Here is a 25456-nt window from a genome sequence, read left to right on the forward strand (position 1 = left end):
GGAAGTGTCCTCAAATAAACAAAACGCCCCGGAGTAACTCCGGAACGCTTGCATCTTCAGGTGCTTGCGGATCGCCTCAAAGATCCGACATGGCCTTTTGCAGGTTCTCGTCGATCTTGTCGAGGAAGCCGGTGGTGGTGAGCCATGCCTGGTCCGGACCGACCAGCAGGGCGAGGTCCTTGGTCATGTGGCCGGATTCCACGGTGTCGATGCAGACCTTTTCCAGCGTCTGGGCGAACCGTGCCAGCTCCTTGTTGCCGTCGAGCTTGGCCCGGTGGGCAAGGCCCCTTGTCCAGGCGAAGATCGAGGCGATGGAGTTGGTGGAGGTGCTTTCGCCCTTCTGGTGCTGGCGATAGTGGCGCGTCACCGTGCCGTGGGCAGCTTCCGCTTCCACCGTCTTGCCGTCCGGTGTCATCAGCACGGAGGTCATCAGGCCGAGCGAGCCGAAGCCCTGCGCCACCGTATCGGACTGGACGTCGCCGTCATAGTTCTTGCAGGCCCAGACATAGCCGCCGGACCACTTCAACGCGGAAGCCACCATGTCATCGATCAGCCGGTGCTCGTACCAGATGCCGGCTTCGGCATACTGGTCCTTGAACTCGGCCTCGTAGATTTCCTGGAAGATGTCCTTGAAGCGGCCGTCATAGGCTTTCAGGATCGTGTTCTTGGTCGAAAGATAGCAGGGAACCTTGCGACCCAGCGCATAGTTCAGCGAGGCACGGGCAAAATCCCGGATAGAGTCGTCGAGATTGTACATGGCCATGGCGACACCGGCGGACGGGGCGTCATAGACCTCGTGCTCGATCACCTTGCCGTCGTCGCCGGTGAAGGTGATGGTCAACTTGCCCTTGCCGGGAAAACGGAAGTCGGTGGCGCGGTACTGGTCGCCGAAGGCATGACGGCCGACGATGATCGGCTGGGTCCAGCCCGGAACCAGACGCGGCACGTTCTGCATGATGATCGGCTCGCGGAAGATCACGCCGCCGAGGATGTTGCGGATGGTGCCGTTGGGCGAACGGTACATGCGCTTCAGGCCGAATTCCTCCACCCGGGCCTCGTCCGGCGTGATGGTGGCGCATTTGACGCCGACGCCATGCTCCTTGATGGCATTGGCCGCATCGACGGTGATCTGATCATCGGTCTCGTCGCGCTTCTGGATCGACAGATCGTAGTAGAGCAGGTCGATGTCGAGATAGGGATGGATCAGCTTGTCCTTGATGAAGGCCCAGATGATGCGGGTCATCTCGTCGCCGTCGAGCTCGACGACCGGGTTGTCGACTTTGATCTTTGCCATGGAAATTCGGCCTCGCAGGTTGGAAAAAGCGGTGTTGGACGAACGGAAATCTGCGGCACCCGTTGTACCGGATTTTCATTGTGTGCGCTTGTATACAATCTTGTGGGGCAGGGCAAGAGGCGGAGTAGCTTTCGCGGTGGCGCTTCGAATTCAGCGTTGCTCCTGGTGCTCCCTGACCGTTTCCGCATGCGGCCGCAACAAATCCGCGACCGATACGGTCTTCAGTTCCGCCTGAAATGTTTCTCGCGCGGCTTCAAGCGCGGCTGACGTTGCCTGGTTGGCAGCCCGTTCCAGGAGGCAGCTCGGGGCGTCGTCGGAGCGGCCGAGGGCGAAGAGCTGGGGCGAGCCGAGGGCGGTGTAGACGTCCGCGAGGGAAATCTCCTCCAGGCTCTTCGCCAGCATCCAGCCGCCGCCATGGCCCTTGCTGGCGACAACGAAGCCAGCCTCGCGCAGGCCCGCCATGGTGCGGCGGACGAGCGACGGGTTGGTGTTCAGCATCTTGCCGATCAACTCGGACGTAACCGGTTCGTCGGTCTGGTCCAGGTGCAACAGCACATGGAGCACCCGGGGCAGGCGGCTGTCGGTGCGCATCTCTTTCTCCGTTTCGCCGAGACTATGCCGGATTCGTTCAAGTGACAAATCGAGATACGTGAGATTGACGTGCCAGGATATGTAACTTAAAAAGTAACAAATTCATTTCGAAGCTCGGGAGAGGCCGATGTCACTGGCGCTGGACGGTACGAATGCGAACAAGGGCAAGGGCAAGGGCAAGGGCAAGCGTTGGGCGGCACTCCTTGCCCTCTACCTTGCCATGTTCATGAATGTGCTCGACGTGTCCGTCGTCAATCTGGCATTGCCGTCCATCCGGCAGGGTCTCGGCGCGACGGAGACAGAGCTGGAATGGGTGATCGTCGTCTATGTGCTCGCCTTTGCCGCCGGTCTGCTGCCCTTCGGACGGTTCGGCGATGTAGCCGGCCGGGACCGGGTGTTCCGCTGGGGTGTTGCCGGGTTCAGCCTCAGTTCGCTGGCCTGCGGTCTTGCGCCCGATATTGCGGTACTGATAACGGCCCGCGCGGTGCAAGGGTTCTTTGCAGCCATGATGGTGCCGCAGGTGCTGGCCATCGTGCATGTGCTCTTTCAGGGGGGCGAGAAGGGCAAGGCCATCGGCCTCTTCGGCTCCGTCAGCGCGCTTGGGGCCGTTGCCGGTCCGCTTGTCGGCGGGGCGGTCGTAGCAGTGGATCTCTTCGGGCTCGGCTGGCGGCCGATTTTCCTGATGAACCTGCCGATCGGCGTGTTCTCGTTTCTGGCTGCCCTGCGCTTCTTGCCGTCTCTTGAAAGCGACAGCCGTGTCCGTCCTGACTGGCCGGGAACGGTGCTGTTTACGCTGGCGGTGCTGGTGCTGGTGTTTCCGCTGGTCGAGGGACGGCGGTTGGGTTGGCCGATCTGGTGCTTCGCGTTGATCGGGGCGGGGGCCGTTCTTGCCGTTCTGTTCTTCCGCCAGCAGCAGCGGAACGCGCGGCGAGGGCGGGCCCAGCTGCTGCCGGTTTCGCTGACGCGGGACAGGGTATTCGTCTCCGGTCTTGTCTTTCTCCCCCTGTTCTTTTCCTGCCTGATGGGTCTGTTCTTCATGCTTGCCGTGCTGCTCCAGTCCGGTCTTGGCCTCAGCCCGATGACGGCCGGACTGACGCTGGCGCCGCATCCGGCCGGTGTCATCCTCGCTTCAGTGCTGACGGGGCGCTTGGGCGGGCGCTGGCTGGCGCAGCGGCTTGCCATCGCGGCTCTGATTGTTCTTGGCGGCTTGATCGCTGTCCGCCTTGCGCTCTCGGGAGGCGCAGCACCAGTGGCATTGATGCTGCCGTTGCTGGTGGTCGGGCTCGGCACGGGCACGGCCATTCCGGCGCTGTTTCAACTTGTCCTGTCGCGGGTCGCCCCCACGGATGCCGGCGCAGGCTCCGGTGCCCTTCAGGCGTTTCAGCAGGTGGGCATGGCTCTCGGCGTTGCGATCCAGGGGCAGATCTTCTTCCAGGGACTTGGTCTTGAGGCTGGTGAGCCGGCCTATGTTGGGGCGGCCATGGCGACGCTGCTTTACCCGATCGGCGTCTGCGGCCTGCTCGCTGTTCTGTGCCTCATATTCGTCGTTCGCTTCAGTGCGGGTCGCACTGAAAGTTCAGCTTAACCTGGACGGCAGCTTCCGTCTCTTTCTTCCGGGGTGACCGGTTTGGCGGCAAAGGCCGGTGAAAGTTCGGAAAATTCCTCAAGGGAACATGGCTTAATACGAAAAAATAACGATGATAATATTTCGTTTGTCGGCGGGGAAAGATCAGGTTTTAGGAAAATTTCCATAAAGCACTGTCTTTCTACTATTGCGTTTATTGTTTGTTGAGGGCGCGCCGAAACACTGAGGGTTCGGGGCTCGCAGAAGCCGGGCCTGTCGAAGCCGGTGACTGAGGAGCCTTCGGCGTGCTCATTTCGGTTCGTTCTTGGTTTTTCCGCCTGTACAAGCGTGTCTTCATACGGGCGACGCTCTATGGTGTGTGCGGTCTGTTCGTGTTCTCGCTAGTGCTGGTCGGCATCGACTACTACACACAGCTGGACAAGATCGGCGACCGCCTGGCACGTACGGCCTATGACCGGGCGATGTTCGTCACCAACATTGCGGCGCGCGAGATCGAGCACAAGAATTACGGCGAAGTCGAACGGCTTCTGAATGCGATTGCCGGTGACAAATACATCATCGCCGCCAAGGCCTACAGCCGGTTCGGGCAGGAGTTTGCCAGCGACTTCACCTCCAAGGAACCGTCCAGCGCAGAGAAATTCAACGAAAACGCGCTCGTTGCGGCCCAGCAGCGCCAGCCCCAGTACCGGGAAACCGCCGCCACGATCGAGTATATCCTGCCGGTATTCCATGGCGGCGACGCCGTCGGCAGTGTTCTGGTGCGCATTTCCAAGCACGAGATGGCTGGCGTCTTGCGTGCCTCGATCTACCAGGTGGCGCTGGTTCTGGGCTTGCTGCTGCTGGCCTTCGTGCCGGTGCTGGCCTTCCTGATGTATAGGGCGACGGCCGGTGTCAGCCGCGTCACCCAGGCGGCCAACGAAGCCGCGGCAGGGTTCCTGGACTGCAATCTGGAAACCGACGCGCCGGGGGAAGTCGGCGAGTTGCAGTCCGCTTTCCGCGACATGATGGTCAAGCTGCGCGAGAACATTGTCCGGATCGAGGAGCTGGCCTATACCGACGCAATTACCGGGCTGCCCAACCGCGCCAAGCTCGACAATCTGGCCCTGACCCACATTGACCTCAAGCCGAATGGCAAGGGCAGCGTGATCTATATCGGGCTCGACCGGTTCAAGCTGATCAACGATCTGCACGGCCATGCGGTCGGCGACAAGCTTCTGCGTCTGATCTCGCATCGCCTGGCGCGGATCATCGAGGAGATGGCGGGGCCGATGACGTCCAGACCGCCCTGTGTGGCGCGGTTTTCGGGTGACGAATTCGTGGTGCTTCTGCCCGGGCTTTCGGATCCGCAGGCGCTCGATAGCCTGGTGAAGATCGTCGTCGCGCGCCTTGGAGGATCGCACCGGATCGGGCGCCTGTCCCTGTCGATCACCATTAGCGCCGGCGTTGCGCGCTATCCCGAGCACGGGCGCACTTCGGAAGAAGTGCTGCGCAACGCCAACATGGCGATGTATGAGGCCAAGGCAGCCGGCCGCGGCCGGTCGGTCATCTATAACGACCGCATCCGCGAGCGGATGACGGAACGCGAGCAGATCCGCAACCGGCTTCAGACCGCGTTGAAGGAGCGTTCCCTGTCGGTGCACTACCAGCCCAAGGTGGATATTTCCTCCGGCAAGATCGTCGGCTCGGAAGCGCTGCTGCGCTGGAACGATGCGGAACTGGGAATAGTGCCCCCTTGCAAGTTCATCCCGGTGGCAGAGGAATGCGGCCTGATCGTGCCGATCGGCGAGTTCGTTCTGGCTTCTGCGCTGAAGGATATGAAGCAGCTGAACGACCGCAACGCGGACGTATCGATCGCCGTCAATGTGGCGCCGGCCCAGTTACAGTCCCCCGGATTTTCCGAGCGCGTGCTCGGCATAATCGCCGAAAGCGGGTTCTCCACCGACAAGCTTGAGCTGGAGGTGACCGAGTCGAGCCTAGTCGACTATTCGCAGACCCTTCTGGACAGGATCATGCCGATCAAGAAGGAGGGCGTGAGATTTGCCATCGACGATTTCGGCACCGGCTATTCCTCCCTGCACAGTCTGGCGAGCATGCCTTTCGACACGCTCAAGATCGACCGATCCTTCATCATGGATATCGACGACAGCGAGGACCGGCGCACCATCGTCGAGCTGATCCTGTCGCTGGCCCGCCAGCTGCACCTGAGCACGGTTTCGGAAGGTGTCGAGACCCAGTTGCAGATGGACTATATCAACCTGTGGGGCGGAACCCTCGGCCAGGGGTACCTGTGGAGCCCGGCGGTGCCATTCAGCGACTTCTCCAGGATGGTCCTGGAAGAAACCTCGGGGCATATTGGGCAAGCCGCTGTGGCTGAATTCAGCCGCAAGGCCGCGTCCTGATACGGCAGCGGATTTGGGGATGCCTGCCGAGCCACTCAGCGCCGGATATTCATCAGACCGTCAAACAAGGCATCCTGCGAACCCTGCGAGAGACAATCGACGGTCAGCGCGGCGTCGAAGCCGGCCCTGTCCGCCGCACCGACAGGCGTTTCGGCAAGTTCCTGCAGAATATCGTTGCCAAGTTTCAGGAGCGCGGGCCGCACCTCCTCGACAAGGTCCGGTACGTTGTCCGGCCGGGCGGCGCCGCCGTCCCAGCGGCTGATCCAGCAGGACTGGATATCCTTGGCGGCATCGATCTGAGCCTGAAAGAACAGCGTGACGCTGTCCGCGGAAAGGCCGACTTCTTCGGCCTGCTTGCGGGCGGCTTCAAGAACAACCTTCTCCCGTTCCAGATCCTCGACGGGACTGTTGTTGTCGACCTTCCAAGCGGCGACGGCCTGCATATAGGACAGGCGGTCGTTCACGGCCTCGAAGAGGTTCTCGGTAGAGGCCTTGCCGCTGTTGGTGGCGGCGAGGGAAGCCGTCAGCAGGGCGGCGGCAAAGAGGACGGCTTTCGCCGGACGGGCAAGGGGAATCGGTGTCATCATCCGTGCAGGGTTCCACAGCGCCCGGTGCCAGGCAAGAGCGGGCGTGCAACAAGGGTGTGTTTCAACCCAGCGCTGTCTATCTGCGTTCAACCGACCGGCTGATTTCGGTGATGATGCCGAAGGCCACGGCCGCCATGATCTTCATCAGGCCGCTGTCGATTGCCTGCTCGCGGGTATGGGTTCCGAGGAAAAACCCGGGATGCGGTTCGATGATGAGTCCCATGGACACGCCGGCCGCTAGGGCAACCTGCATGCATCCAAGGAAAAAGACCACCCCAGCGATAAACGTTCCCAACTTCGTAAAGGGCATTGCGACGTCTCTCGATGCGTTTCTATACGGTCGAGGTTACCTTTGGTTATGGTTTCTGCAAGTAAAAACCCCAATTACCCTAAATATGGAAAACTTTAATAAAAGATATTTTCGATTTGTTTTTACTTTTTCTGTTTCATCTTGCGAAAACTCATAAATCAAGATGGCCTGTCTGTGTTGTTTCATTTCGTTTGTCGTGATCGGCAATCATCCTTTCAATTGTTGCCGCGACAAGTCGACGTAACATTTGGTGCTGTCAATTCGAAAAGGAGGCCGGACAGGGGTCTGTCCGGCCTGCCGGTATCATAGGGCAGTTGCCGCGGTGGAGCGGATCTTTTTCCAGTTGGCATCGGCCTTGGTGATGGTCCCGGCCGGATCTTTCTGGAATTCGCGGAAGATGTCTTCGTTGAGGAAGAGGTACAGTTTGTCGTTCAAGACCGCAGCAAATTGCGGGTCGCCGTCGAACTTCTTGCCGACCGATACACCGAAGGTGCAGAAGCTGCCGTTTTGAGGCAGGTAGGTATCGGGATGCGCTGCGAATGCGTCCATCGCTTCCTGCGAGGCGAAGTAATAGGCGACGCCGTCATGTACCGCCGTATATTTTGCCGTGCCGTCGATCCGGTTTCCAAGGTTCACGAATGCGACCGGGTCGACGCCATGCAGGCCGAGGGGGCTGCCGGCAGCCGTCAGGCCGCTCGATGTGTTGTATTCATCAGCGGCGAGGGCCGGGGCGGACAGAGCGGCAAGAGCGAAGAGCGTTGCGGTGGCAAGGGTTTTCATCGAAGTCATTCGTTTCTCCTGAAGAGATGATTTTGGACTGTGACCGGAGGTGTTCCGGTGGTGTTACCTTGCGTCCGTGGATGCGGTTTCTCCATGCTCCGTCGTTCGTTCTGATTTGCAGATCGTCCGGGCCTAGGCGCAAAAAAACACCGGCTGATGTGCCGGTGTCTTGTTCTTCAGCTTTGTTTCAGTGTGGGCTTCAGGCGGCGTGAGCAACTGCCTCTTCCGGCTTGTGAAGGCTGACGACCGTCAGGACGGCCAGACCGTTGGCAAGATAATAGGCGAAGTCCAGGCCGGTGAACCCGAGCACGAAGGGAGCGGCGAGGAACACTAGTCCGACAGCGAGATCGACCGCGAGATGGACGGAATAGGGCAGGACGCGAATTATCCCGGTGTGATGATCGGTCAGGATGGTCAAGGCGAGGGCCGCGAAGCCGGTCAGGAAAGACAGCCAGAAGGCGATCGGGTTCGACTGGCCGAGCCCCAGCAGAAACGGCAGGGTGATGAGGCCGAATGCGACAGGATAGTCGAGATAGGCATGCATGGTCTTGGTGACAAAGCGGACAGACATCTTCAAATGCTCCAGGTTGAGTGTGTTCTGGGCGGGTGCCCGGAACCAAAGATGTTGGCCGCAGCCAGTTTGATCCATGTATGAAAGTCCCTCAGAATTGACTGATCGTCCGGAAGGCTTGCGTTTTTATAGGGGGGGACAAAAATGGCATCCTGGGACAAACCGGATAGCCATTGATGAGACACGACGCCCTGACACAGATCCTGGATGCGCTGAAGCTGCGCGGATCGGTTTATTTCCACACCAGCTTCTCTCCGCCCTGGGCGGTGCGGGTTCCGGATTTCGGCAACGTCGCGCGCTTCCACATGGCTATGCGCGGCAACTGCTGGCTGGCGGTAGAAGGGCTTGAAAAACCGCTCTTTCTCTCGACAGGAGATCTCGCGGTCATTCCGCATGGTGCCGCCCACGTTCTCAGCGATGAGCCGGGGCGAGTGGCGGCGGATGTCGATGACGTCGTCAGGCAATCCGGATATGCCGGGGAGGGGGCGCTCTATTATGGCGGGCCTGAAGAAGACCAGGCCTGCAAGCTCTTTTGCGGTCATTTCGAATTTGAGGAAGGCTCCGTTCACCCGCTGCTGGATTCCTTGCCTGCTGTTATTCAGATACCCAACACCCAGACCATGAACGCCTTCTGGCTGGATGCGGTGATGCGGTTCGTCGCCAGCGAAGTGCGGGCCGGTCAGCCCGGCTCGGAGGCGATCGTCCACCGGCTGACGGAAATCATTTTCATCCAGGTGGTGCGGACCTTTGTCGATCGGGAGGGAGACAGGGCCGGGTGCCTCGCGGCTGTTCTGAACCCGAAGCTCGGGCGCAGCATGTCGAAGATCCATCTGGCGCCGGAAAGACCCTGGACCGTGGAGAGCCTTGCGCGCGAGGCCGGCATGTCCCGGACGGTCTTTGCCGACCGGTTCACGTCCCTCGTCGGCATGCCGCCGCTTGCCTATGTCACCCACTGGCGCATGGAGCGGGCCCGCCGTGAGATCCGGGAAACCGATCTGCCGCTGATCGATATCGCGGAGACGGTCGGCTACAGTTCGGAAGCCGCGTTCAATCGCGCCTTCAAGCGGCAGTTCAACCAGACGCCGGGCCAAGTCCGCCGTCAGGCTGCGGGATCTGTATAAAGAAGGGATGAAGTTCAGGCCAGATAGGCGGGAAGATCCGCGGCGCTTTCCAGGACGGCGTCCGCCATGTGCTCCAGGTCGTGCCGATGGCTGGTACCGGACAGGACGCCGATGGCAAGGCCGGCACCGGCAGAGCGCGCCATTTCCAGATCATGGGTATTGTCGCCGATGACCGCGATCTCCGAGGGCAACATCCCGAGCGCCGCGGCGAAGCCGTGGACCATGCCCGGTTCCGGCTTCGGGCCGTGTCCGGTGTCGTAACCGGTGACGAAGGCGAATTTCGGTGCGAGGCCCGATCCTTCCAGAAAGGCGCGGATCGCCGCCTCGCTGTCGCTGCTGGCCACCCCGAGCGTGAACCCTTGTGTGCTCAAGGTTTCCACCGATTGCGCAATTCCGGGCAGGGCGGGGGCATCATGCATGTGGCCTATGAAGATGCGGTCGAGTTCTGCCGCAAGAATGGAAGGCGCGAAAGCGGCCCCGGCCGCAACCCAGGCTACCGCGATCTCTTCGGAATTGCCGGCGGCAAGCAGCGAGCCGGCTTTAGAAATCCGGGTTTCAAGGTTCATGCCGGTTGCTTCAAGGAACCTGTCAGCCGTGTCCCGGTCGCCTCGGGCGGCAAAAAGGGCTGCCGCCGCGTAGGCGGGCGCCCAGGCTGCGTTGAAATCGAGCAGCGTGCCGTCCTTGTCGAAGAGAACTGCCTTGATCCCGGCTCTCATGCCTATCTTTCTCCGTCCGGCAGAAGGTTGGACCGCAACCGGTTCAGTGCGGCCTTCAGGTCGCCAAAGGCCTCGCCGGAGAGGCCTGAGGCCTCCGCAACACAGCCTGGTATATCCCTTGCCTTGTCGTGCAAGGCCTTGCCCTCTGCAGTCAGCGTGACATTGACCACGCGCTGGTCGGTCAGGTCACGGACCCTGGAGACAAGCCCCATGGCTTCCAGCCTTTTGATCATCGGCGTCAGCGTGTTGTACTCCAGACTTAGTGCCTCGCCGATTTCCTTCACCGTCCGCTCGTCCCGACGCCAGAGCAGCGTCATGACAAGATATTGCGGATAGGTGAGGCCGATCCCGTCCAGAAGCGACCTGTAGAGTTGGTTGAACGCCAGATTGGCCTCATAGATCGCGAAGCACAGAAAGTCGTCGAGATCCGATCCGGACGAGCCGGATCGCTGGTCCGGCGCAGGCGGGCGTTTGGTCTTGGGGCTGGTGCTGTCTGACATGATCCGTTCCTAAGCAGCATTTTTTTTGTTGGCAAGCATTGACGTCCTGGCTTGATGCATCCATATAGCTCGTACACGATTAAATCGTGCGCGATATAAATGGAGGCGATCTGATGGAAATCAAGATCAGCGGGCCGGACCTGGACCGCCGTCAGACCCTGATCGGGGGCGGGCTCATCGGTCTCGGACTGGCACTGGCGCCGCGACTGTCCGCGGCAAGTGAGTTACTGCAACAGGAGAATTTGAAAATGACGACGTTCACCACATCCGACGGGACGGAAATCTTCTACAAGGACTGGGGCCAGGGACAGCCGATCGTTTTCTCGCACGGCTGGCCGCTGTCAGCCGATGCCTGGGACGCGCAGATGCTCTTCTTCGGCCAGAACGGCTTCCGGGTCATCGCCCATGACCGCCGGGGTCACGGCCGCTCGGCCCAGCCCTGGGACGGCAACAACATGGACCGCTACGCGGACGACCTGGCCGAGCTGATCGAAGAGCTCGACCTGCGTGACGTCATCCTGATCGGCCATTCCACGGGCGGCGGTGAGGTCTCCCACTATGTCGGCCGGCACGGGAACGACCGTGTCGCCAAGGTCGTCCTGGTCGGCGCGGTACCGCCCTTGATGCTCAAGACGGCGGATAATCCGGACGGGACACCGATGGAGGTCTTCGACGGCATCCGCCAGGGCACGGCCTATAACCGTTCGCAGTTCTTCAAGGATCTGACGGTGCCCTTCTACGGCTTCAACCGCGAGGGTGTCGAGACCAACGAAGGCCTTCAGCAAAGCTTCTGGCTGCAGGGCATGGCCGGCGGCATCAAGGGCCAATACGACTGTATTCGCGAGTTCTCTGAAGTCGACTACACGGATGATTTGAAGGCCATCAAGGTGCCGACGCTGATCATCCATGGTGGCGACGACCAGATCGTGCCGATCAAGGCCTCGGCCCATCGGGCTGCGGAAATCGTCGCCGATGCGACCTTGAAGATCTATCCGGACGGCGGTCACGGCCTGGCGCAGCTGCAGGCGGAAGAGTTCAACAGGGACGTGCTGGCGTTCATTAGGGGATAGGCGGACATCGCCAACAAGGGGGCGGCTTGGGCTGCCCCTTTTGTTGTGAGGAATTCAGGTCAGGTCGAGTGCTTTTTTTCCACGAAGCCGCGAGGCCGGAAGTGCTATCCGATCCAATTTTCTGACGCCGGGTTTCGGGCGGTCGGAGGTGAGGGTGAACCACATCTGACGCTGCGACATGGTATCCACCGAGCCGACGAGAGACAGGTCAACTCCATCGATTTCCATGCCTTCGGGAGACATAAGGCAGGTGTAGTCCGAATACGTGAACCGGACGGAACAGTTGCGGGTTGCCGCCCAGTCTGCAAGGGATGCCATCATGAGGAACGGTTCCGAAGGTGCGCCGAAAGAAACACCGCCCTTGGGGAACCAGCTTTTCGAGGAGTCGATCACCGCCGAAGCCATCATGAACGGGCAAATTCCGATAACGCCGAACCCTTCGTCCTTACGAGGCTTAAGGCTCTCCGGTCCGTGATGGGCGATAGCAACGAGATAATTGATGAGCCGTGCCACTCCATCAAAGTTCCGGTCCTCCAACCAGAGGGCCGACCAGGCACCTGTTTCAGCAAGCAGCCTGTTGTAGCCGAAGCTGAGCATGGAATTGCGAAGGATGACTTCGCATCTCTTTCGCGAGACTTCAACGGAGTTCATTTCCGGACGCTCTTTTTACAACAAGCAGCAGGAACGTCATGAAGCCGTAGACCCCGGCCATGCCGACAATTCGGAAGCCGGCGGGGACAATCATGTTGCCGGTAAACAGCTGGCTGCTGATGAGATGGAAACTTGTGTCGACGAATGTACCGCAGACACCAATTCCTGCGCACACCAAAAGCCGGGTGTCCACAAGGACACGGTCATAAACGAGCGGGCCAGGGAACCTTCCCAAACGCGCCTGCACCCCTCTTGTCGTTGCCAGGAACAGAGCCAGGAAGAAGGCTGCCATGTTCAGGGCAAAACCGATGTTCTTGCCGACGCCTGCTCCCAGACCGCTCAAGTCCACTGTCCTGGAAACAACGTAGAAAAGCGAAAAACCCGTAGCAATCGCAAGTGCATAGGAGACGAAGAACACGGCGATGATTCTGAGATGCATGAAGAGCACCCACCTTATGTTTATGATTTGTTCTTTCATTTAGTTTCACAATGCACTAATTGCAACTAAAATTGTTGCAACTGAAAGCCGATAGCGATGATCGGTTGTCGCACCGGTCAGCGCTCAATTGATGCCAAATTGTTGCATGCGGGCAACGAATACGCACACCAACCCAGAGAAAAGGCGGCCCGAAGACCGCCTTTTCAATTCTGCTGCTGACCGGAAGGTTCAGCCGATGATGCCGTTCAGCGTTGCGCTCGGGCGCATCACCGCGTTCACCTTGTCCTGCGGGGCGTGATAGTAGCCACCGGTTTCGGCCGGGGAGCCCTGGACGCCGTTGAGTTCGGCAACGATGGCCGTCTCGTTGGTTGCAAGGGCTTCCGCGATCGGCGCGAAATGCGCCTTCAGCTCGGCGTCCTTGTCCTGGGCGGCAAGAGCCTCGGCCCAATAGAGCGCGATGTAGAAGTGGCTGCCGCGGTTGTCGAGTTCGCCGACCTTGCGGGCCGGGGACTTGTCGTTGTCGAGCAGCTTCTCGATGGCCTTGTCGAGCGCGTCGGCCAGGACCTGGGCCTTGGCGTTGGACTTGACGTTGGCCAGATGCTCCAGCGACGCACCGAGGGCGCAGAATTCACCGAGGCTGTCCCAGCGCAGGTAATTCTCTTCCATCAGCTGCTGAACGTGCTTCGGGGCGGAGCCGCCGGCGCCGGTCTCGAACAGGCCGCCTCCGTTCATCAGCGGCACGATGGAGAGCATCTTGGCCGAGGTGCCGACTTCCAGGATCGGATAGAGGTCCGTCAGGTAGTCGCGCAGCACGTTGCCGGTGATGGAGATCGTGTCCTCTCCGCGCGCGATGCGCTCGGTGGAGTACCGGGCGGCATCGGTCGGAGCCATGATCTGCAGGTCGAGGCCGGTCGTGTCGTGGTCCGGCAGATAGGCTTCCACCTTCTTGATCAGCTCCGCATCATGAGCGCGGGTCTTGTCCAGCCAGAAGACGCCCGGCATGCCGGAGAGGCGGGAGCGGGTGACGCCGAGTTTGACCCAGTCGCGGATCGGCGCGTCCTTGGTGCGGCAGGCGCGCCAGATGTCGCCGCCTTCGACGGCATGTTCCAGAAGCGTTTCGCCGCTCGCGGAAACGACGCGGATGGAGCCGTCGCTTGGTGCCTTGAAGGTCTGCGGGTGAGAGCCGTATTCCTCGGCCTTCTGGGCCATCAGGCCGACATTCGGTACCGTGCCCATCTTGGCCGGATCGAGTGCGCCATTCTCGCGGCAGAAGTCGATGACGGCGGAATAGACACCGGCATAGGAGGAGTCCGGGATCACGCACTTCGCGTCATGTTCCTTGCCATCCGGGCCCCAGCCCTTGCCGCCGGCGCGGATCAGGGCCGGCATCGAGGCGTCGATGATGACGTCGGAGGAAACGTGCAGGTTGGTGATGCCCTTGTCGGAGTTCACCATGTACATGGCCGGACCGTTGTCGAGCGCTGCCTTGATGTCTGCATTGATTTCGCTTGCCTGGTCGGCCGGCAGGCTCGCGACCTTGGCTTCCAGATCACCGATGCCGAGATCCGGGTTGACGCCGAGTTCAGCGAAGGTGGCAGCGTGCTTTGCGAAGACATCTTTCAGGAAGGTCTTGACGCAATGGCCGAAGATGATCGGGTCGGAGACCTTCATCATGGTGGCCTTCATATGCAGCGAGAACAGAACGTCCTGGTTCTTGGCATCCTGGATTTCATGCTCCAGGAAGTCGGCAAGGGCCTTGACGCTCATGTAGGTGGAGTCGATGACGTCGCCTTCCTCAAGCGGCCAGTCGGCCTTCAGGATGGAGCTGCTGCCGTCCTGGCCGGCGAATTCGATCCTGGCGGTGCCGGCCTGCGCGGCGGCGATCGTCACGGACTTCTCGTTGGAGCGGAAGTCGCTCTCGCCCATGGTGGCGACGTGGGTCTTGGAGGAGGGCAGCCAGGCACCCATGCGGTGCGGGTTCTTCTTGGCGTATTCCTTAACCGCCTTCGGCGCACGTCGGTCGGAATTGCCTTCGCGCAGCACCGGGTTCACAGCGGAGCCCTTGATGGCGTCATACTTGGACTTGACGGTCTTTTCCTCGTCCGTCTTCGGCTCGGCCGGATAGTCGGGCAGCTTATAACCCTGCGCCTGCAGTTCCTTGATGGCCGCGTTCAGCTGCGGCTGCGAGGCGGAGATGTTCGGGAGCTTGATGACGTTCGCGTCCGGATGGGTCACCAGTTCGCCGAGTACGGCCAGATCGTCAGACTGCTTCTGGGCGTCGGTCAGGTATTCCGGGAAATTCGCCAGGATACGGCCGGCGAGCGAGATGTCCTTGGTGCCGATAGTCAGCCCGGCAGCCTTGGTGAAGGAGCGGATGATCGGCAGGAACGAGGCGCTTGCCAGTTCCGGTGCTTCGTCGACCTTGGTGTAGATAATGTCGGCCATGGCTCTCACATTTCCCGAGTTTCGAAGTGTGGACGGTCGGGGCGGCGGAGCCTCCCCGGAGGATTTTCGCAATGCGTATACAATTGTACGCAATCAATTGAAAGCCCTTCGGAAGGCGAAGGGCGGCAAGTTGAGGCAAGTTCTAGCAAACGGGCGGGAAAAGGCAATTGGGGAGGGGTGGGAAGCCGGGAGGAACTCTGCGGCTGCCCAACTGGTGCAGGATTGTTGAAACTGGCCCGGAACGGTCGCTGAGATAGCTTGCGGGTAAAGCGAAAATCTCGTCGTTCAGGCGGACGCCCGCAACAAATACCCTTGCAGACCTTCGATGCTGACCGGCTTGCTGAAAGCGTAGCCTTGCACGTAATTCACGCCAACGGATCTGAGAAGGTGGATGTCTTCGCGGGATTCCACGCCTTCGGCCAGGCATTCGATGCCGAGTCCCCGGGCCATTTCAACGATTGCCTTGACCAGCTGCAGCTGCTCCGGATGCTTGGCGATGGGTGAAATCAGGGCCCTGTCGATCTTGATCAGGTCGGGTTTCAGGCGTGTGAGCGCGACAATCGAAGCGTGGCCGGTGCCGAAATCGTCAATCTCGATCTGAATTCCGTTTTCCCGCATCGCCTTGACGGCTTCGATCTCCTCGGAGTTGAGATTGTCGAAAAAGACGGATTCGACAAGCTCGAACGCGATGTCCGCCCGTACCTTTTGCAAGTGGGTCAAAGAGGGGATCAGACCAGGGTCGGACAGTCGCTGAAAGCTGACGTTGAAGCTGACTTTCGGCAGGTGGAACCCTGCATGTTCCAGTGCGGCGACACGCTCAAGAGCGCGTGTCAGGATATGTTCGTCAAGAACAGCCGCCTTCCCGGTCACGTTGACGGCATTCAGGAATTCCGCCGGACCCAGGACACCCCGTTCGGGATGAAGCCAGCGCGCGAGCACTTCGACACCGACGATAGCGCCGGTCAGGCAGTCGTGCTGGGTCTGGAAATAGGGTTCGAATTCGCCATTTTCGAGCGCCCGCACGATCTCGTCGGCAGCGTGGTGGAGGGTCTGCGCGTCCGTCTTCATTCGCGGACTGAAGGTGAGCGCGCGGTTCTTTCCCGCTTTCTTGGCTTCGTAAAGGGCAATGTCTGCATCGATCATCATGGTGTCGAGCCGGCCACCGCTCAGCATCGAATTTGTTATCCCGGTGGAGGCTCCGACACGCAGCGGGGGGCTGGCAACCGGGTGTGCCCGCTGGGTCCAGCTTTCCAGCCTGCTTACGAATTTCCGTTCCTCCAGGGGATCGATCGCTGGCGATACCACGACGAATTCGTCGCCGCCGATGCGGCTGATTACCGAATTCTGGGGGGCGATCGATCTGAGCAGTTCTGCAACCAGTACCAACAACCTGTCGCCTGCTGCGTGTCCCGCCGTGTCGTTGATGCCCTTGAAGCCGTCCAGGTCCAGCTGAAAGAGCGTGACGTCCGACCTCGCCCCACCGGTGCCGACAAGTTCCTCGAAGCTTTGACGCAATCCGCGCCTGTTCAAAAGCCCTGTCAGATCGTCATGGATGGAGCGATGCTGCGCCTCGATCTTCAGTCTTTCCATGTTATCCAGGAAACGTTTGAGCATGACGGCAATGAAAATACCGCCGATGCAATTGACCGTCCCGAGCGAGTAGTGGTTCAAGAGATGCCACCAGGCATAATCCGAACTCGGCCAGACAAGCTCCGGGTAAAGCACCGTCAGGATCGAATGATGGGCGAGCGCGGCAATCGTGGTCATCAGCACTGACCGCCAGCACACATAGGCAAGAATGATCGACGTGTTGATGAAGTACAGCATGTGCACTTCGAGCATGTACTCGCCGCCGTGAATGTCGGAGGCGACGTAGAGGCCGAACATCCAGGTCGAGTTGATGGCGACCGTCATCGTCAGACGCGTTGAAAGTCCGGCGGGATCTCGCAGGACCGCGAGTGTGGAAATGACCCCGATCAGCGTCAACGGCAGGGCGACATAAAGGGTTGAGCCACTTGTCCAGTAGGTCGCAAGAACAGGAACCGCGGCCGATATCCAGAAGTACCACAGCAGGATCCGGCTGACGGACTGCCGCAGCCGTCTCACGTTTTCACCCGGGGTATCGACCCAGATATCCTTGAAGAGAGTGGGTGTCATGAGCGTGATTTCGCCTCGCTCAAGCTTGCATGAGACTGGTCAGCTCCGCAAAGCCTGGCGAAATTCGCGTTCATGAGAATGAGGCCGGAAGCCGACTTCAGGTGTGCAGCGGCGCTTTCCGACTGCGGTACAACCACGACCATCCAGCCGTAAGGGCCGGGAGCGGCGATGGAAGCGCCCGTTCCGGCAATCGTGCCAAAGCTTTGCTTCTCGGACCACCAGGGCGGAAAAACCGCAACGGAAAGCATGTCCTTTTCGCCGGCATTCTTTGTCACCAGCATGCCTATGCTGGTTGCAAGGGCTATGAGCAAAAGCGACAGGGCCGGCAAGTAGGGTTTCATGACCTCAAAACGTTTGTTTGTCAGGAACTTGACTTAACTCTACGGGAAAATGCTTACACATAAATTTTTATGACGGGTAAATTTGTGGTGTCGGATTCATTCGAATTTTTCAACAGGTGATTGTATTTCCGACGAACTATCGTCACTTCTTGCGAGGGGAAACGGGTGCGTGCCGGGACACTGGCCGTTCCATTCCGGCAAACTGTGAAGCTGGATGAGCCTTGCGGAAATCCCCCTGAAGCTGCTTCCCATTTTGGCGAAGAAACGCTAAATCCCCGCCTCATGAGCAAGAATGCACACATCAGAGAAGAAGCCCGTGCAGTAACGGCAAGGCCGCCGGCGGTGATCCTGTGCGAGCCGCAGCTGGGTGAGAACATCGGCACGGCCGCGCGCGCCATGGCCAATTTCGGCCTTGTGGATCTCCGGATCGTCAATCCGCGCGACGGCTGGCCGAGTGAAAAGGCCCGGGCTGCCGCCAGCCGGGCAGACCATGTCATCGACAAGGTCCAGGTGTTCGACAGCGTCGAGGCGGCCATCGCCGACCTGCAATTCGTCTTCGCCACCACGGCCCGCTCGCGCGAAGTGCCCAAGCCTGTGCGCGGTCCGGACGAAGCGGCGAAGAAGTCCGTCGAGCTCGGCGAAAAGGGGGCTGCGACCGGCTATCTTTTCGGCCGTGAGCGCTGGGGCCTCAACAACGAGGAAGTGGCGCTCGCCGACGAGATCGTCACGCTGCCGGTCGACCCGGATTTTGCCTCGCTGAACATCGCCCAGGCGGTGCTGGTCTGCGCTTATGAATGGCGCAAGACGGCGACTTCCGGCGCATTGCCCTTCGTCCTGTCTGAAGAAGAACATCCGCCGGCAAAAAAGGACGACGTGCTGCGGTTCTTCGAGCATCTGGAAGGGGCTCTCGACAAGGCGACCTTCTTCCGCCCGCCGGAGCGCCGCCCGCATATGGTGCGCACGCTGCGCAACATCTTCCAGAAGGCGGAACTGACAGACCAGGAAGTGCGCGCGCTGCGCGGTGTCGTAGCTTCGCTCGAAAAGCGAGAGACCCGGCCGCGCAAAGACCATGGAGATGGCGGCGAGGAATAGAACTTCAGGTCCGTCATATTTCGACCGCCCTGTGCCGATTTAACCTCTCCCGTTGGGAGAGGTCGGAGCAAAGCACCGGGTGAGGGGGCAGACTTTGCGTGGATACGGACAGGTTTGCTCCCTCACCCTAACCCTCTCCCAGTGGGAGAGGGGACAGGCAGTCCCTTTTGGAGTGGTTTGCTTGTTCGTCCAGCCAAGTCTGGCGACAGGGAGGCGGAAGGCGTGTGATGGCGGATGACGGGCCGGTTCTCTTTTTCGATTCAGGTCTCGGCGGGCTCACGGTGCTGCGCGAGGCGCGGTATCTGTTGCCTTATGAGCCGCTCCTCTATGTGGCGGACGACGCCGCCTTTCCCATCGGACGCTGGCCGGAGGCAGACCTGAAGGCACGCCTGCTCGCCCTCTTCGACGAGCTGATCGCCGAGCACAGGCCGAAGGCAATCGTCATTGCCTGCAATACGGCCTTTACGCTTGTGGGCGATGCCCTGCGCAAGGCCCATCCGCAGGTGCCCTTCGTCGGCACGGTGCCTGCCATCAAACCGGCGGCAGAGCGTACGTCCTCAGGCCTCATCTCGGTGCTGGCAACACCCGGCACGGTACGCCGGACCTATACGAGAAGCCTTATCGACAGCTTCGCCAGCCAGTGCCATGTGCGTCTCGTCGGGTCGGATCTCCTTGCGGAACTCGCCGAAAAGCATCTGCGCGGCGAAGCGGTGCCGGACGAAGAGCTGCTGCCGGAAATCTCCGACTGTTTCCTGGAGCAGGACGGGAGGCGTACGGACATCGTCGTCCTTGCCTGCACGCACTATCCGTTCCTCGCCAACCGCTTCCGCCGGATTGCCCCCTGGCCGGTCGACTGGCTCGACCCCGCCGAGGCGATTGCGCGTCAACTTGTAAGGATACTGGGCGCGGGGGCAGCCCAATCGCCTTCACAGCTGCCGGACCGGGCGATCTTCACCTCGAAACCGAAGGACCCGTCGCTGGTTCGGCTCCTGGCCGGGTTCGGTCTGGTGCTGGAGTGAAGCGACAGCTGATCAGCGCCTAACACATCCCCAACCTCATCCTGAGGAGGGATGAAAACCAGTCTCGAAGGATGGGCCGCATATCTCCGAGCAAGTTGCCTATCCTTCGAGACGGACCTTACGGTCCTCCTAAGGATGAGGTTCGATATGTGGAAATCCATGGTGCGGCGCTAAGATAGACAGCCGCGCCGGGTTTGGACTGGTGCTGGACAGAAGCGACAGCTGATCGGCGCCAAACACATCCCCAACCTCATCCTGAGGAGGGCAGAAGGCCCGACTCGAAGGATGGGCCGCACATTCCTGAACAAGTTGCCCGTCCTTCGAGACGGACCTGACGGTCCTCCTCAGGATGAGGTGGGATTTGTGGCAATCTATGGTGCGACGTACAGATAGACGGCCGCGCCGGATTCTGGTTGGTGCTGGACAGAAGCGACAGCTGTTAGCTCCCCCAACCTCATCCTGAGGAAGGCCGCAGGCCTGTCTCGAAGGATGGGCGGAATTCTCCTGAACAAGCGGTCTATCCTTCGAGACGCGAGAGAGCATGCTCCTCAGGATGAGGCTTCAGGCGTGGCAAAGTAGACTTCGGAAAATCAGGCCGCGAGGCACTTTACAGCGAGACCGTCGTCGGAGCGTTTGGCGGCGCGCTTCAGGGCCATGATTTCATGATTGAGCGATTCCGGATGCAGGGTCGTGCCCTTTGGCAGGCTCAGGATGGAAATGGACACCTGAAGCAGCGGGAATTGCCGCATTGTGCCGAAACGGTCCTGGGCCTCGATAAAGCCACGATCGCGGTGCTCGGGCTCATAGAAGCTTTCGACATCAAGCCGGAAGGCACGCTTGAGCGCCAGCATGCGGGCGGCGACATCCGTCTGGTCGACATTCTGGAAACCGGCGAAGAAATCGTCGCCACCGATATGGCCGAAGAAGGTGCCTGACCCGGAAATGTGCCGCTGCAGAAGTTCACTGAAAAGGATGATGGCCCGGTCGCCCTGGCGATAGCCGTAGGTGTCGTTGAAGGGCTTGAAATTGTCGAAGTCGAGGTAGCAGAGATGCCGGTCGTGATTGCCCTTGCGGCCGCTCTCGGCGATGAACCTGGAAATGGCGCCGTTGCCGGGCAGGCGCGTCAGCGGGTTCTGGTCCTGGGCTTCCTGAAGACGTTTTTCGTGAATGATCTTCAGGAGCGAGGTTGCCGACAGAAACCCCGCATAGCGGAAGTTCTCGGTGATGATGATGCCGTCCGAGTTGATCGAAGAGGCAAATGTCACCAGCAGCATGTCGGCGTTTGAATCGATGTCTGCAATCGGGCAGGCGCGCACGAAGGAGCGCAACGGGAAATCGAGTGCCGCCTTGGCGTCGTCGTCGTCCGGACCGCCGGCATAAAGATAGGCCTTGAGGTCGCGCTCGTGGATCAGGCCGCGCGGCTCGTTGTTGGTGTCGAGCACCGGCACGACGCTGGCGTCCTGGTTGTGGACCACCATGTCGAGCAGTTCGTTCATGGAAGCGTCGAACTGGATCGTCGGCAGCTTGATCAGCTCGTTGCGAATCCGGTCCTGTTCTTCGCGGCGCTTGCGGCCCATGCCCGGCGCACGCACGTGATCGTAGAAGAGCTTCGCGCCGGACGCTTCCTGGAACGGCTTGGCAACGAAATAACCCTGGATCAGGTCGCAGCCGGCCTCGCGGCAGGCCTTGAACTCGCGCTCGGTCTCCACACCCTCGGCAATGACCCGGGCGCCGAGAACATGGGCCAGGTTGGCAACGGTCGTCACGAAGAGCTTGCGTCTGGCATCGCAGTCGATGCCGTTGAGGAAGAACCTGTCGATCTTCACGTAGTCCGGCGACATGTCGTGCAGAAGGCGCAGCTCGGACGAGCCGCGGCCGAAATCGTCGAGCGCGATCAGGAAGCCCAGCTGGCGCAGGTCGTTGATGGCGTGGTGCGTGACGTCGGTGAAGGTCTGCTGGTGGCGCTCGGAGAACTCCAGGCAGATCTGGTTCACCTGCAGGCCGGCGTCCTCGACGATCCTTGCAATGCGCATGCGCGGATCGTTTTCCAGACCGAGGTCGCGTCCGTCCAGCTTGAAATAAAGTTTGGTTCCTTGCGCGATCTTCAGATTGCCGAAACGCGCCAGTGCCTTTGTCAGCAGTTTCGTTTCCAGCTGTGGCAGGTAACCTGCCACATGGGCGCTGTCGATCAGGTCGTCGGGCGACTGTGCGCCGGCGAGGTCGCAATTGCGGACCTGAGCCTCGTAGCCATAGACAACACCGGTGCCGATATCCACGACCGGCTGGAGTGCATAGTCGAGTGCTGCAAGCGTCGCCTTCGGCGTACGACAGATCATGCCGGAAACCTCCGGTTCAGTCTGAAGAGCTGATTGACGATTCGCTGACATTCTTGATCCTATTGCCAGGTCGGGCTGCTGAACTTCCGTACTAATGTGATGGGGTTCGATGCGTGCCGCTTTACTGATATTATTCGCTAGGGTTGCAGCGGCGATTGCATAGTGAAAAGCTGCAATTAAAAATTCCTAAATGTATGCATTAATTTTCGGATATTGTGAACGCAACGTCACAGAAAATGATGAGAATGTCCCTTCAAACCGTTAACCCTGCCTCTTTGTCCAACAAATATCGCGGGATTGGCCGGTTTTGCGGCGCTTTTCGCAGGCCTCGCATTGACAATTCCGGGACCTCCCTGTATGTCCGCGCGGTCCGGCGGGCTTTGTCCTCCGGAACCACGCACCCGTGGGCATCCTGCCGGCGCAGTCGAGCTGGATCCCTGTCGATCAGACCAATCCGTCCAAGGACAGGTTGCAACGATAAAGGAGGGCGCGTTTCCTTTTAAATAAAAACGCGAATTCAAAGGAAACCGCGAAATGTCGAAGCGCCATAGCGTTAAGTACAAAATTGACCGCCGGATGGGCGAAAACATCTGGGGTCGTCCGAAGAGCCCGGCCAACAAGCGTGAATACGGCCCGGGCCAGCATGGCCAGCGCCGCAAGGGCAAGCTGTCCGACTTCGGTGTTCAGCTCCGCGCCAAACAAAAGCTGAAGGGCTACTACGGCAACATTTCCGAAAAGCAGTTCCGCAAGGTCTATGCAGAAGCGTCCCGTATGCGCGGCGATACTTCCGAAAACCTGATCGGCCTGCTGGAGCGCCGTCTGGACGCAATCGTCTACCGTGCGAAATTCGTCCCGACCGTCTTTGCTGCCCGTCAGTTCATCAACCACGGCCACGTGAAGGTGAACGGCAAGCGCGTCAACATCGCCAGCTACCAGGTCCGTCCGGGCGACGTGATCGAAGTTCGCGAAAAGTCCAAGCAGCTCGCCATCGTTCTGGAAGCTGTCCAGTCCGCAGAGCGTGACGTGCCGGACTACATCGACGCCGACCACGGCAAGATGACCGCGACCTACTCCCGCGTTCCGGGTTTCTCCGATGTGCCGTATCCGGTGCAGATGGAACCGAACCTGGTCGTCGAATTCTATTCGCGCTAATCGGCGCCGAATACGGATTGACGGAAAGGCCCGCCTCCCGGCGGGCCTTTTCTTTTTTTGAAACGCCCTATTGCGACATCAGCTTGTTGAAGTGCTTGTCCATTGTCTTTTGAAGCGGTGATTTCCGCGTCTTGTCGGCAGGCACGTAAATGTCGTCGTTCGCCAGTTCCGCCCAGAGAGCTGCCTGCTGCGCCTTGCTGTGGGGCCGTGTCTCCTTTGCCATCTCCCGCATCATGGTCCTGGTCTCGAGCGCTTCCTCAAAATAGAGCCTCCGGCCGTTGTTGAGGTCTGTCTCGGCAGGATCCGATGTCTGGGTAACATGGGCGGAAAAATAGAGCAGGGTTCCGGAGGGCGTTTCGCCCGTGAAGAGGCACCGGAACCTTGCCCCGCCATATGTGCGGGCTCCGCTGCCGTATCTTCCCGGGGTGGAACCCCATGTGCTGGAGAGTTTGGGGCAGTCGAGCGCCCGGACCTTCTGCAAAACGGAAGGCGGTGCTTTCGCGATCTCTCCGTCGGGCGCAATGGTCTCGATCCGCTCCCGTTCGAAGGGGAGCGTGCGCACAAGCAATTCTTCTGCATCGGCCGTGCTGATAGGGCCGGTGCCGCGGGTGACCTGAAAGGTGTAGATCGCCACCGCGAGACAGACCGCCATTACCACGAACACCTTGCGGGAGGGGCTCGTCACCGATGTGTTCCTCCTTCAGCAGGCACTTTCCGCCCGGTTCGGAGAGGCATCATATATCGTTGCGTGGAATGCGCAGCACCTGACCGGGAAAAATGACGTTCGGATTGTTCAGGATGTGCTGGTTGGCCTCGAAGATCGGCTGGAAATTGGCATTACCGTAGTGGCTCTGGGCGATCTTGGTCAGCGTGTCGCCGGCCTTGACGGTATAGGGTTGCCACCCCTTGTAGCCGGGCAGGATTTTCGGCCCGAACAGGACCGGGATCACCACGGAAGGTCCGTTTTCGTTGCCGGTGTCATCGGCAAGGGTCAGGAACAGCCGGTTCAGCTGGAAGCTGTTTGTTTCCGGTATGTCGATAAATCCCTGGAACTGCCGCAGACCCAGAGACCCGACCTGGGTGAAGGAGGCATATTCGTCATGGCCCTCCGAAACGCGGATCGACAGGGTACCCTCAAAGGCGGTGGCGTTTCCGGCAATCAGGATCTTCGTGCCGACAAGGTCAAAAGGCTGGGGCTGCTGAATATCAAGGGTCACGGTCATATCAATCTCCTCCAAAAACGTCTCTCATCAAAAAATCGGCCCCCCGGCCAACATCAGCAGAACACAACGTTTTGGCGGAAGATTGGCGAACGCAACCTTTAGTGAAACTGTAACCGGTGCCAGGGCAGGGGAGCGAGGCAGCCAACCATGGTCAAACGGTCAGCTTCGACTTGGTCTTTGGGCCGACGACGCCGTCAGGCACAAGACTGTTGCGACGCTGAAAATCGAAAACGCTTGCGGCTGTCTTCTGGCCGAAGACACCGTCCGTCTTCAACTTGACCGCGCTCGGCCCTGCCTTGTGGTTCAATAGGTGCTGCAGGGCAGATACGTCCTCGCCGTTCGTGCCCTGTTTCAGCATCTTCGGACTGCCGTTCAGCTGGGCGATATATTGCTTCAGAACCTGGAGCATGTAGTCGTCGCCAAGCGGAAAAAGGATCGGCCGGAACGTTGCTTCGACAGTCTTGAAATTGCGGGCCATGTGGAGGCCTTTGATAATCTCGTCGTGGTGGTAGCCCTGATGGAAGTAGGAGAGGTGCTTTTCGCAATCCAGCCATCCCTGGATAATCTGCAGCCGCTTCTGCTTGGTGAGGCCGGAAGGGCCGGTGTAATAGACGCCGCCATAGACATAAAGGGCGTCCAGCTAGTTGTGATGGCGCGAGTAGTAATTGTGCCGGAGGGCTGCGGAAACAACCTGTACCGACTGGTCGTCGGTGAGCTGGCCGAGAAGCTTTGTCGAATTGCCGGACTTGATCCGCCGGGGCAGGTTGGCGACGTAGTAGCCGCGCTGCTTGGCCTCTTCGGTTTCGAACTTGTAGAACTCGGACGGTTCGACCTGGCCGAAGCCCCAGGCGCTGCCGCCCTGCTGTTCCCTGTTGTTGAAGAGTGACTCCTCCCAGCAGATGGCGATCAGCAATTCCCAGCTGAAGACATAAGGAATGCCATGGTTCTTGATGATGAGGGCCTTCATTTCGTCATAGGACTTGCCGGGCAGTTGAGACATCGCATTCCCCCTGGAGGAACCGGCTGAACGCGCAAGGCGCCGTGCCGGATTACGCCGCGGCAGCATATGCCTCCCGA

The 25456-nt window shown here is 60.0% G+C and carries 25 protein-coding genes; 7 read left to right on the forward strand and 18 right to left on the reverse strand.

Translation table 11 applies throughout. The features are described from left to right. Positions 1-76: 76 nt before the first annotated feature. Entirely contained in the window at positions 77-1294 is a 1218-nt protein-coding gene (locus ACX3M4_RS29540) for an NADP-dependent isocitrate dehydrogenase (RefSeq protein ID WP_459356504.1), read from the reverse strand. Between the two features lie 150 nt (positions 1295-1444). Then, a complete protein-coding gene (locus tag ACX3M4_RS29545; protein ID WP_459356505.1) occupies positions 1445-1885 on the reverse strand; it encodes an RrF2 family transcriptional regulator in 441 nt (146 codons plus the stop codon). Between the two features lie 127 nt (positions 1886-2012). Between ACX3M4_RS29545 and ACX3M4_RS29550 the strand changes: the two genes are divergently transcribed. After that, positions 2013-3470 carry an MFS transporter gene (locus ACX3M4_RS29550; protein ID WP_459356506.1) on the forward strand — a complete coding sequence of 486 codons (1458 nt, stop codon included), beginning with the start codon at positions 2013-2015 and terminating at the stop codon, positions 3468-3470. Positions 3471-3754: 284 nt separating this feature from the next. Beyond that, positions 3755-5869 (forward strand): bifunctional diguanylate cyclase/phosphodiesterase, encoded by a 2115-nt coding sequence (locus tag ACX3M4_RS29555; protein ID WP_459356507.1) that lies wholly within the window; start codon positions 3755-3757, stop codon positions 5867-5869. 35 nt (positions 5870-5904) lie between these two features. Here ACX3M4_RS29555 and aroQ read toward each other — a convergent pair whose 3' ends face one another. From aroQ to ACX3M4_RS29575, 4 genes are all read right to left on the reverse strand, one after another. After that, positions 5905-6456: a gamma subclass chorismate mutase AroQ gene (gene aroQ, locus ACX3M4_RS29560; RefSeq protein ID WP_459356508.1), complete on the reverse strand. Its 552-nt coding sequence runs from the start codon at positions 6454-6456 to the stop codon at positions 5905-5907. A gap of 76 nt (positions 6457-6532) precedes the next feature. Further along, the gene (locus ACX3M4_RS29565) at positions 6533-6709 is read right to left on the reverse strand and encodes a hypothetical protein (RefSeq protein WP_459356509.1); all 177 of its coding nucleotides are present in this window, start codon (positions 6707-6709) and stop codon (positions 6533-6535) included. 360 nt (positions 6710-7069) lie between these two features. Beyond that, the gene (locus ACX3M4_RS29570) at positions 7070-7555 is read right to left on the reverse strand and encodes a YHS domain-containing (seleno)protein (protein ID WP_459356510.1); all 486 of its coding nucleotides are present in this window, start codon (positions 7553-7555) and stop codon (positions 7070-7072) included. Between the two features lie 190 nt (positions 7556-7745). Beyond that, positions 7746-8117: a hypothetical protein gene (locus tag ACX3M4_RS29575; protein WP_459356511.1), complete on the reverse strand. Its 372-nt coding sequence runs from the start codon at positions 8115-8117 to the stop codon at positions 7746-7748. 176 nt (positions 8118-8293) lie between these two features. Here ACX3M4_RS29575 and ACX3M4_RS29580 point away from each other — a divergent pair, with 176 nt between their 5' ends. After that, the gene (locus tag ACX3M4_RS29580) at positions 8294-9238 is read left to right on the forward strand and encodes an AraC family transcriptional regulator (protein WP_459356512.1); all 945 of its coding nucleotides are present in this window, start codon (positions 8294-8296) and stop codon (positions 9236-9238) included. Positions 9239-9252: 14 nt separating this feature from the next. On the opposite strand, the gene ACX3M4_RS29585 is transcribed toward ACX3M4_RS29580, so the two are convergent. Together ACX3M4_RS29585 and ACX3M4_RS29590 are read right to left on the reverse strand one after the other, a co-directional pair. Beyond that, positions 9253-9954 (reverse strand): HAD family hydrolase, encoded by a 702-nt coding sequence (locus tag ACX3M4_RS29585; RefSeq protein ID WP_459356513.1) that lies wholly within the window; start codon positions 9952-9954, stop codon positions 9253-9255. 2 nt (positions 9955-9956) lie between these two features. Continuing rightward, positions 9957-10454: a MarR family winged helix-turn-helix transcriptional regulator gene (locus ACX3M4_RS29590; protein ID WP_459356514.1), complete on the reverse strand. Its 498-nt coding sequence runs from the start codon at positions 10452-10454 to the stop codon at positions 9957-9959. Between the two features lie 248 nt (positions 10455-10702). Here ACX3M4_RS29590 and ACX3M4_RS29595 point away from each other — a divergent pair, with 248 nt between their 5' ends. Further along, the gene (locus tag ACX3M4_RS29595; protein WP_459359519.1) at positions 10703-11524 is read left to right on the forward strand and encodes an alpha/beta fold hydrolase; all 822 of its coding nucleotides are present in this window, start codon (positions 10703-10705) and stop codon (positions 11522-11524) included. Between the two features lie 54 nt (positions 11525-11578). On the opposite strand, the gene ACX3M4_RS29600 is transcribed toward ACX3M4_RS29595, so the two are convergent. The 5 genes from ACX3M4_RS29600 to ACX3M4_RS29620 all read right to left on the reverse strand — a co-directional run bounded on the left by ACX3M4_RS29600 (position 11579) and on the right by ACX3M4_RS29620 (position 17557). Further along, positions 11579-12175: a hypothetical protein gene (locus ACX3M4_RS29600; RefSeq protein WP_459356515.1), complete on the reverse strand. Its 597-nt coding sequence runs from the start codon at positions 12173-12175 to the stop codon at positions 11579-11581. Beyond that, on the reverse strand, positions 12162-12653 hold the full coding sequence (locus ACX3M4_RS29605) for a hypothetical protein (protein WP_459356516.1): 492 nt from the start codon (positions 12651-12653) through the stop codon (positions 12162-12164). The genes ACX3M4_RS29600 and ACX3M4_RS29605 overlap by 14 nt, the downstream gene beginning before the upstream one ends. A 189-nt stretch (positions 12654-12842) precedes the next feature. Further along, positions 12843-15059 (reverse strand): NADP-dependent isocitrate dehydrogenase, encoded by a 2217-nt coding sequence (locus ACX3M4_RS29610; protein ID WP_459356517.1) that lies wholly within the window; start codon positions 15057-15059, stop codon positions 12843-12845. Positions 15060-15344: 285 nt separating this feature from the next. Next, positions 15345-17216, reverse strand: a complete 1872-nt coding sequence (locus tag ACX3M4_RS29615; protein ID WP_459356518.1) for a putative bifunctional diguanylate cyclase/phosphodiesterase — start codon at positions 17214-17216, stop codon at positions 15345-15347. After that, complete coding sequence (locus ACX3M4_RS29620) at positions 17213-17557, reverse strand: hypothetical protein (RefSeq protein ID WP_459356519.1); 345 nt, start codon at positions 17555-17557, stop codon at positions 17213-17215. The genes ACX3M4_RS29615 and ACX3M4_RS29620 overlap by 4 nt, the downstream gene beginning before the upstream one ends. Before the next feature lie 282 nt (positions 17558-17839). Here ACX3M4_RS29620 and ACX3M4_RS29625 point away from each other — a divergent pair, with 282 nt between their 5' ends. Further along, positions 17840-18649 carry an RNA methyltransferase gene (locus ACX3M4_RS29625; protein WP_459356520.1) on the forward strand — a complete coding sequence of 270 codons (810 nt, stop codon included), beginning with the start codon at positions 17840-17842 and terminating at the stop codon, positions 18647-18649. Between the two features lie 227 nt (positions 18650-18876). Further along, positions 18877-19668, forward strand: a complete 792-nt coding sequence (murI, locus tag ACX3M4_RS29630; RefSeq protein WP_459356521.1) for a glutamate racemase — start codon at positions 18877-18879, stop codon at positions 19666-19668. Between the two features lie 590 nt (positions 19669-20258). On the opposite strand, the gene ACX3M4_RS29635 is transcribed toward murI, so the two are convergent. Continuing rightward, a complete protein-coding gene (locus tag ACX3M4_RS29635) occupies positions 20259-22004 on the reverse strand; it encodes an EAL domain-containing protein (protein ID WP_459356522.1) in 1746 nt (581 codons plus the stop codon). 534 nt (positions 22005-22538) lie between these two features. Between ACX3M4_RS29635 and rpsD the strand changes: the two genes are divergently transcribed. Beyond that, positions 22539-23156, forward strand: coding sequence for a 30S ribosomal protein S4 (rpsD, locus tag ACX3M4_RS29640; RefSeq protein ID WP_459356523.1), 618 nt, complete (start codon positions 22539-22541; stop codon positions 23154-23156). Positions 23157-23223: 67 nt separating this feature from the next. On the opposite strand, the gene ACX3M4_RS29645 is transcribed toward rpsD, so the two are convergent. The 4 genes from ACX3M4_RS29645 to ACX3M4_RS29660 all read right to left on the reverse strand — a co-directional run bounded on the left by ACX3M4_RS29645 (position 23224) and on the right by ACX3M4_RS29660 (position 25379). Beyond that, on the reverse strand, positions 23224-23841 hold the full coding sequence (locus tag ACX3M4_RS29645; RefSeq protein ID WP_459356524.1) for a hypothetical protein: 618 nt from the start codon (positions 23839-23841) through the stop codon (positions 23224-23226). A gap of 49 nt (positions 23842-23890) precedes the next feature. Further along, complete coding sequence (locus ACX3M4_RS29650) at positions 23891-24379, reverse strand: LysM peptidoglycan-binding domain-containing protein (RefSeq protein ID WP_459356525.1); 489 nt, start codon at positions 24377-24379, stop codon at positions 23891-23893. A 151-nt stretch (positions 24380-24530) separates the two neighbouring features. Continuing rightward, entirely contained in the window at positions 24531-24857 is a 327-nt protein-coding gene (locus ACX3M4_RS29655; protein WP_459356526.1) for a peptidoglycan-binding domain-containing protein, read from the reverse strand. Between the two features lie 162 nt (positions 24858-25019). Further along, on the reverse strand, positions 25020-25379 hold the full coding sequence (locus ACX3M4_RS29660; RefSeq protein ID WP_459356527.1) for a hypothetical protein: 360 nt from the start codon (positions 25377-25379) through the stop codon (positions 25020-25022). Positions 25380-25456 lie beyond the last annotated feature (77 nt).

This window comes from Roseibium sp. M-1 (genome assembly GCF_054515675.1).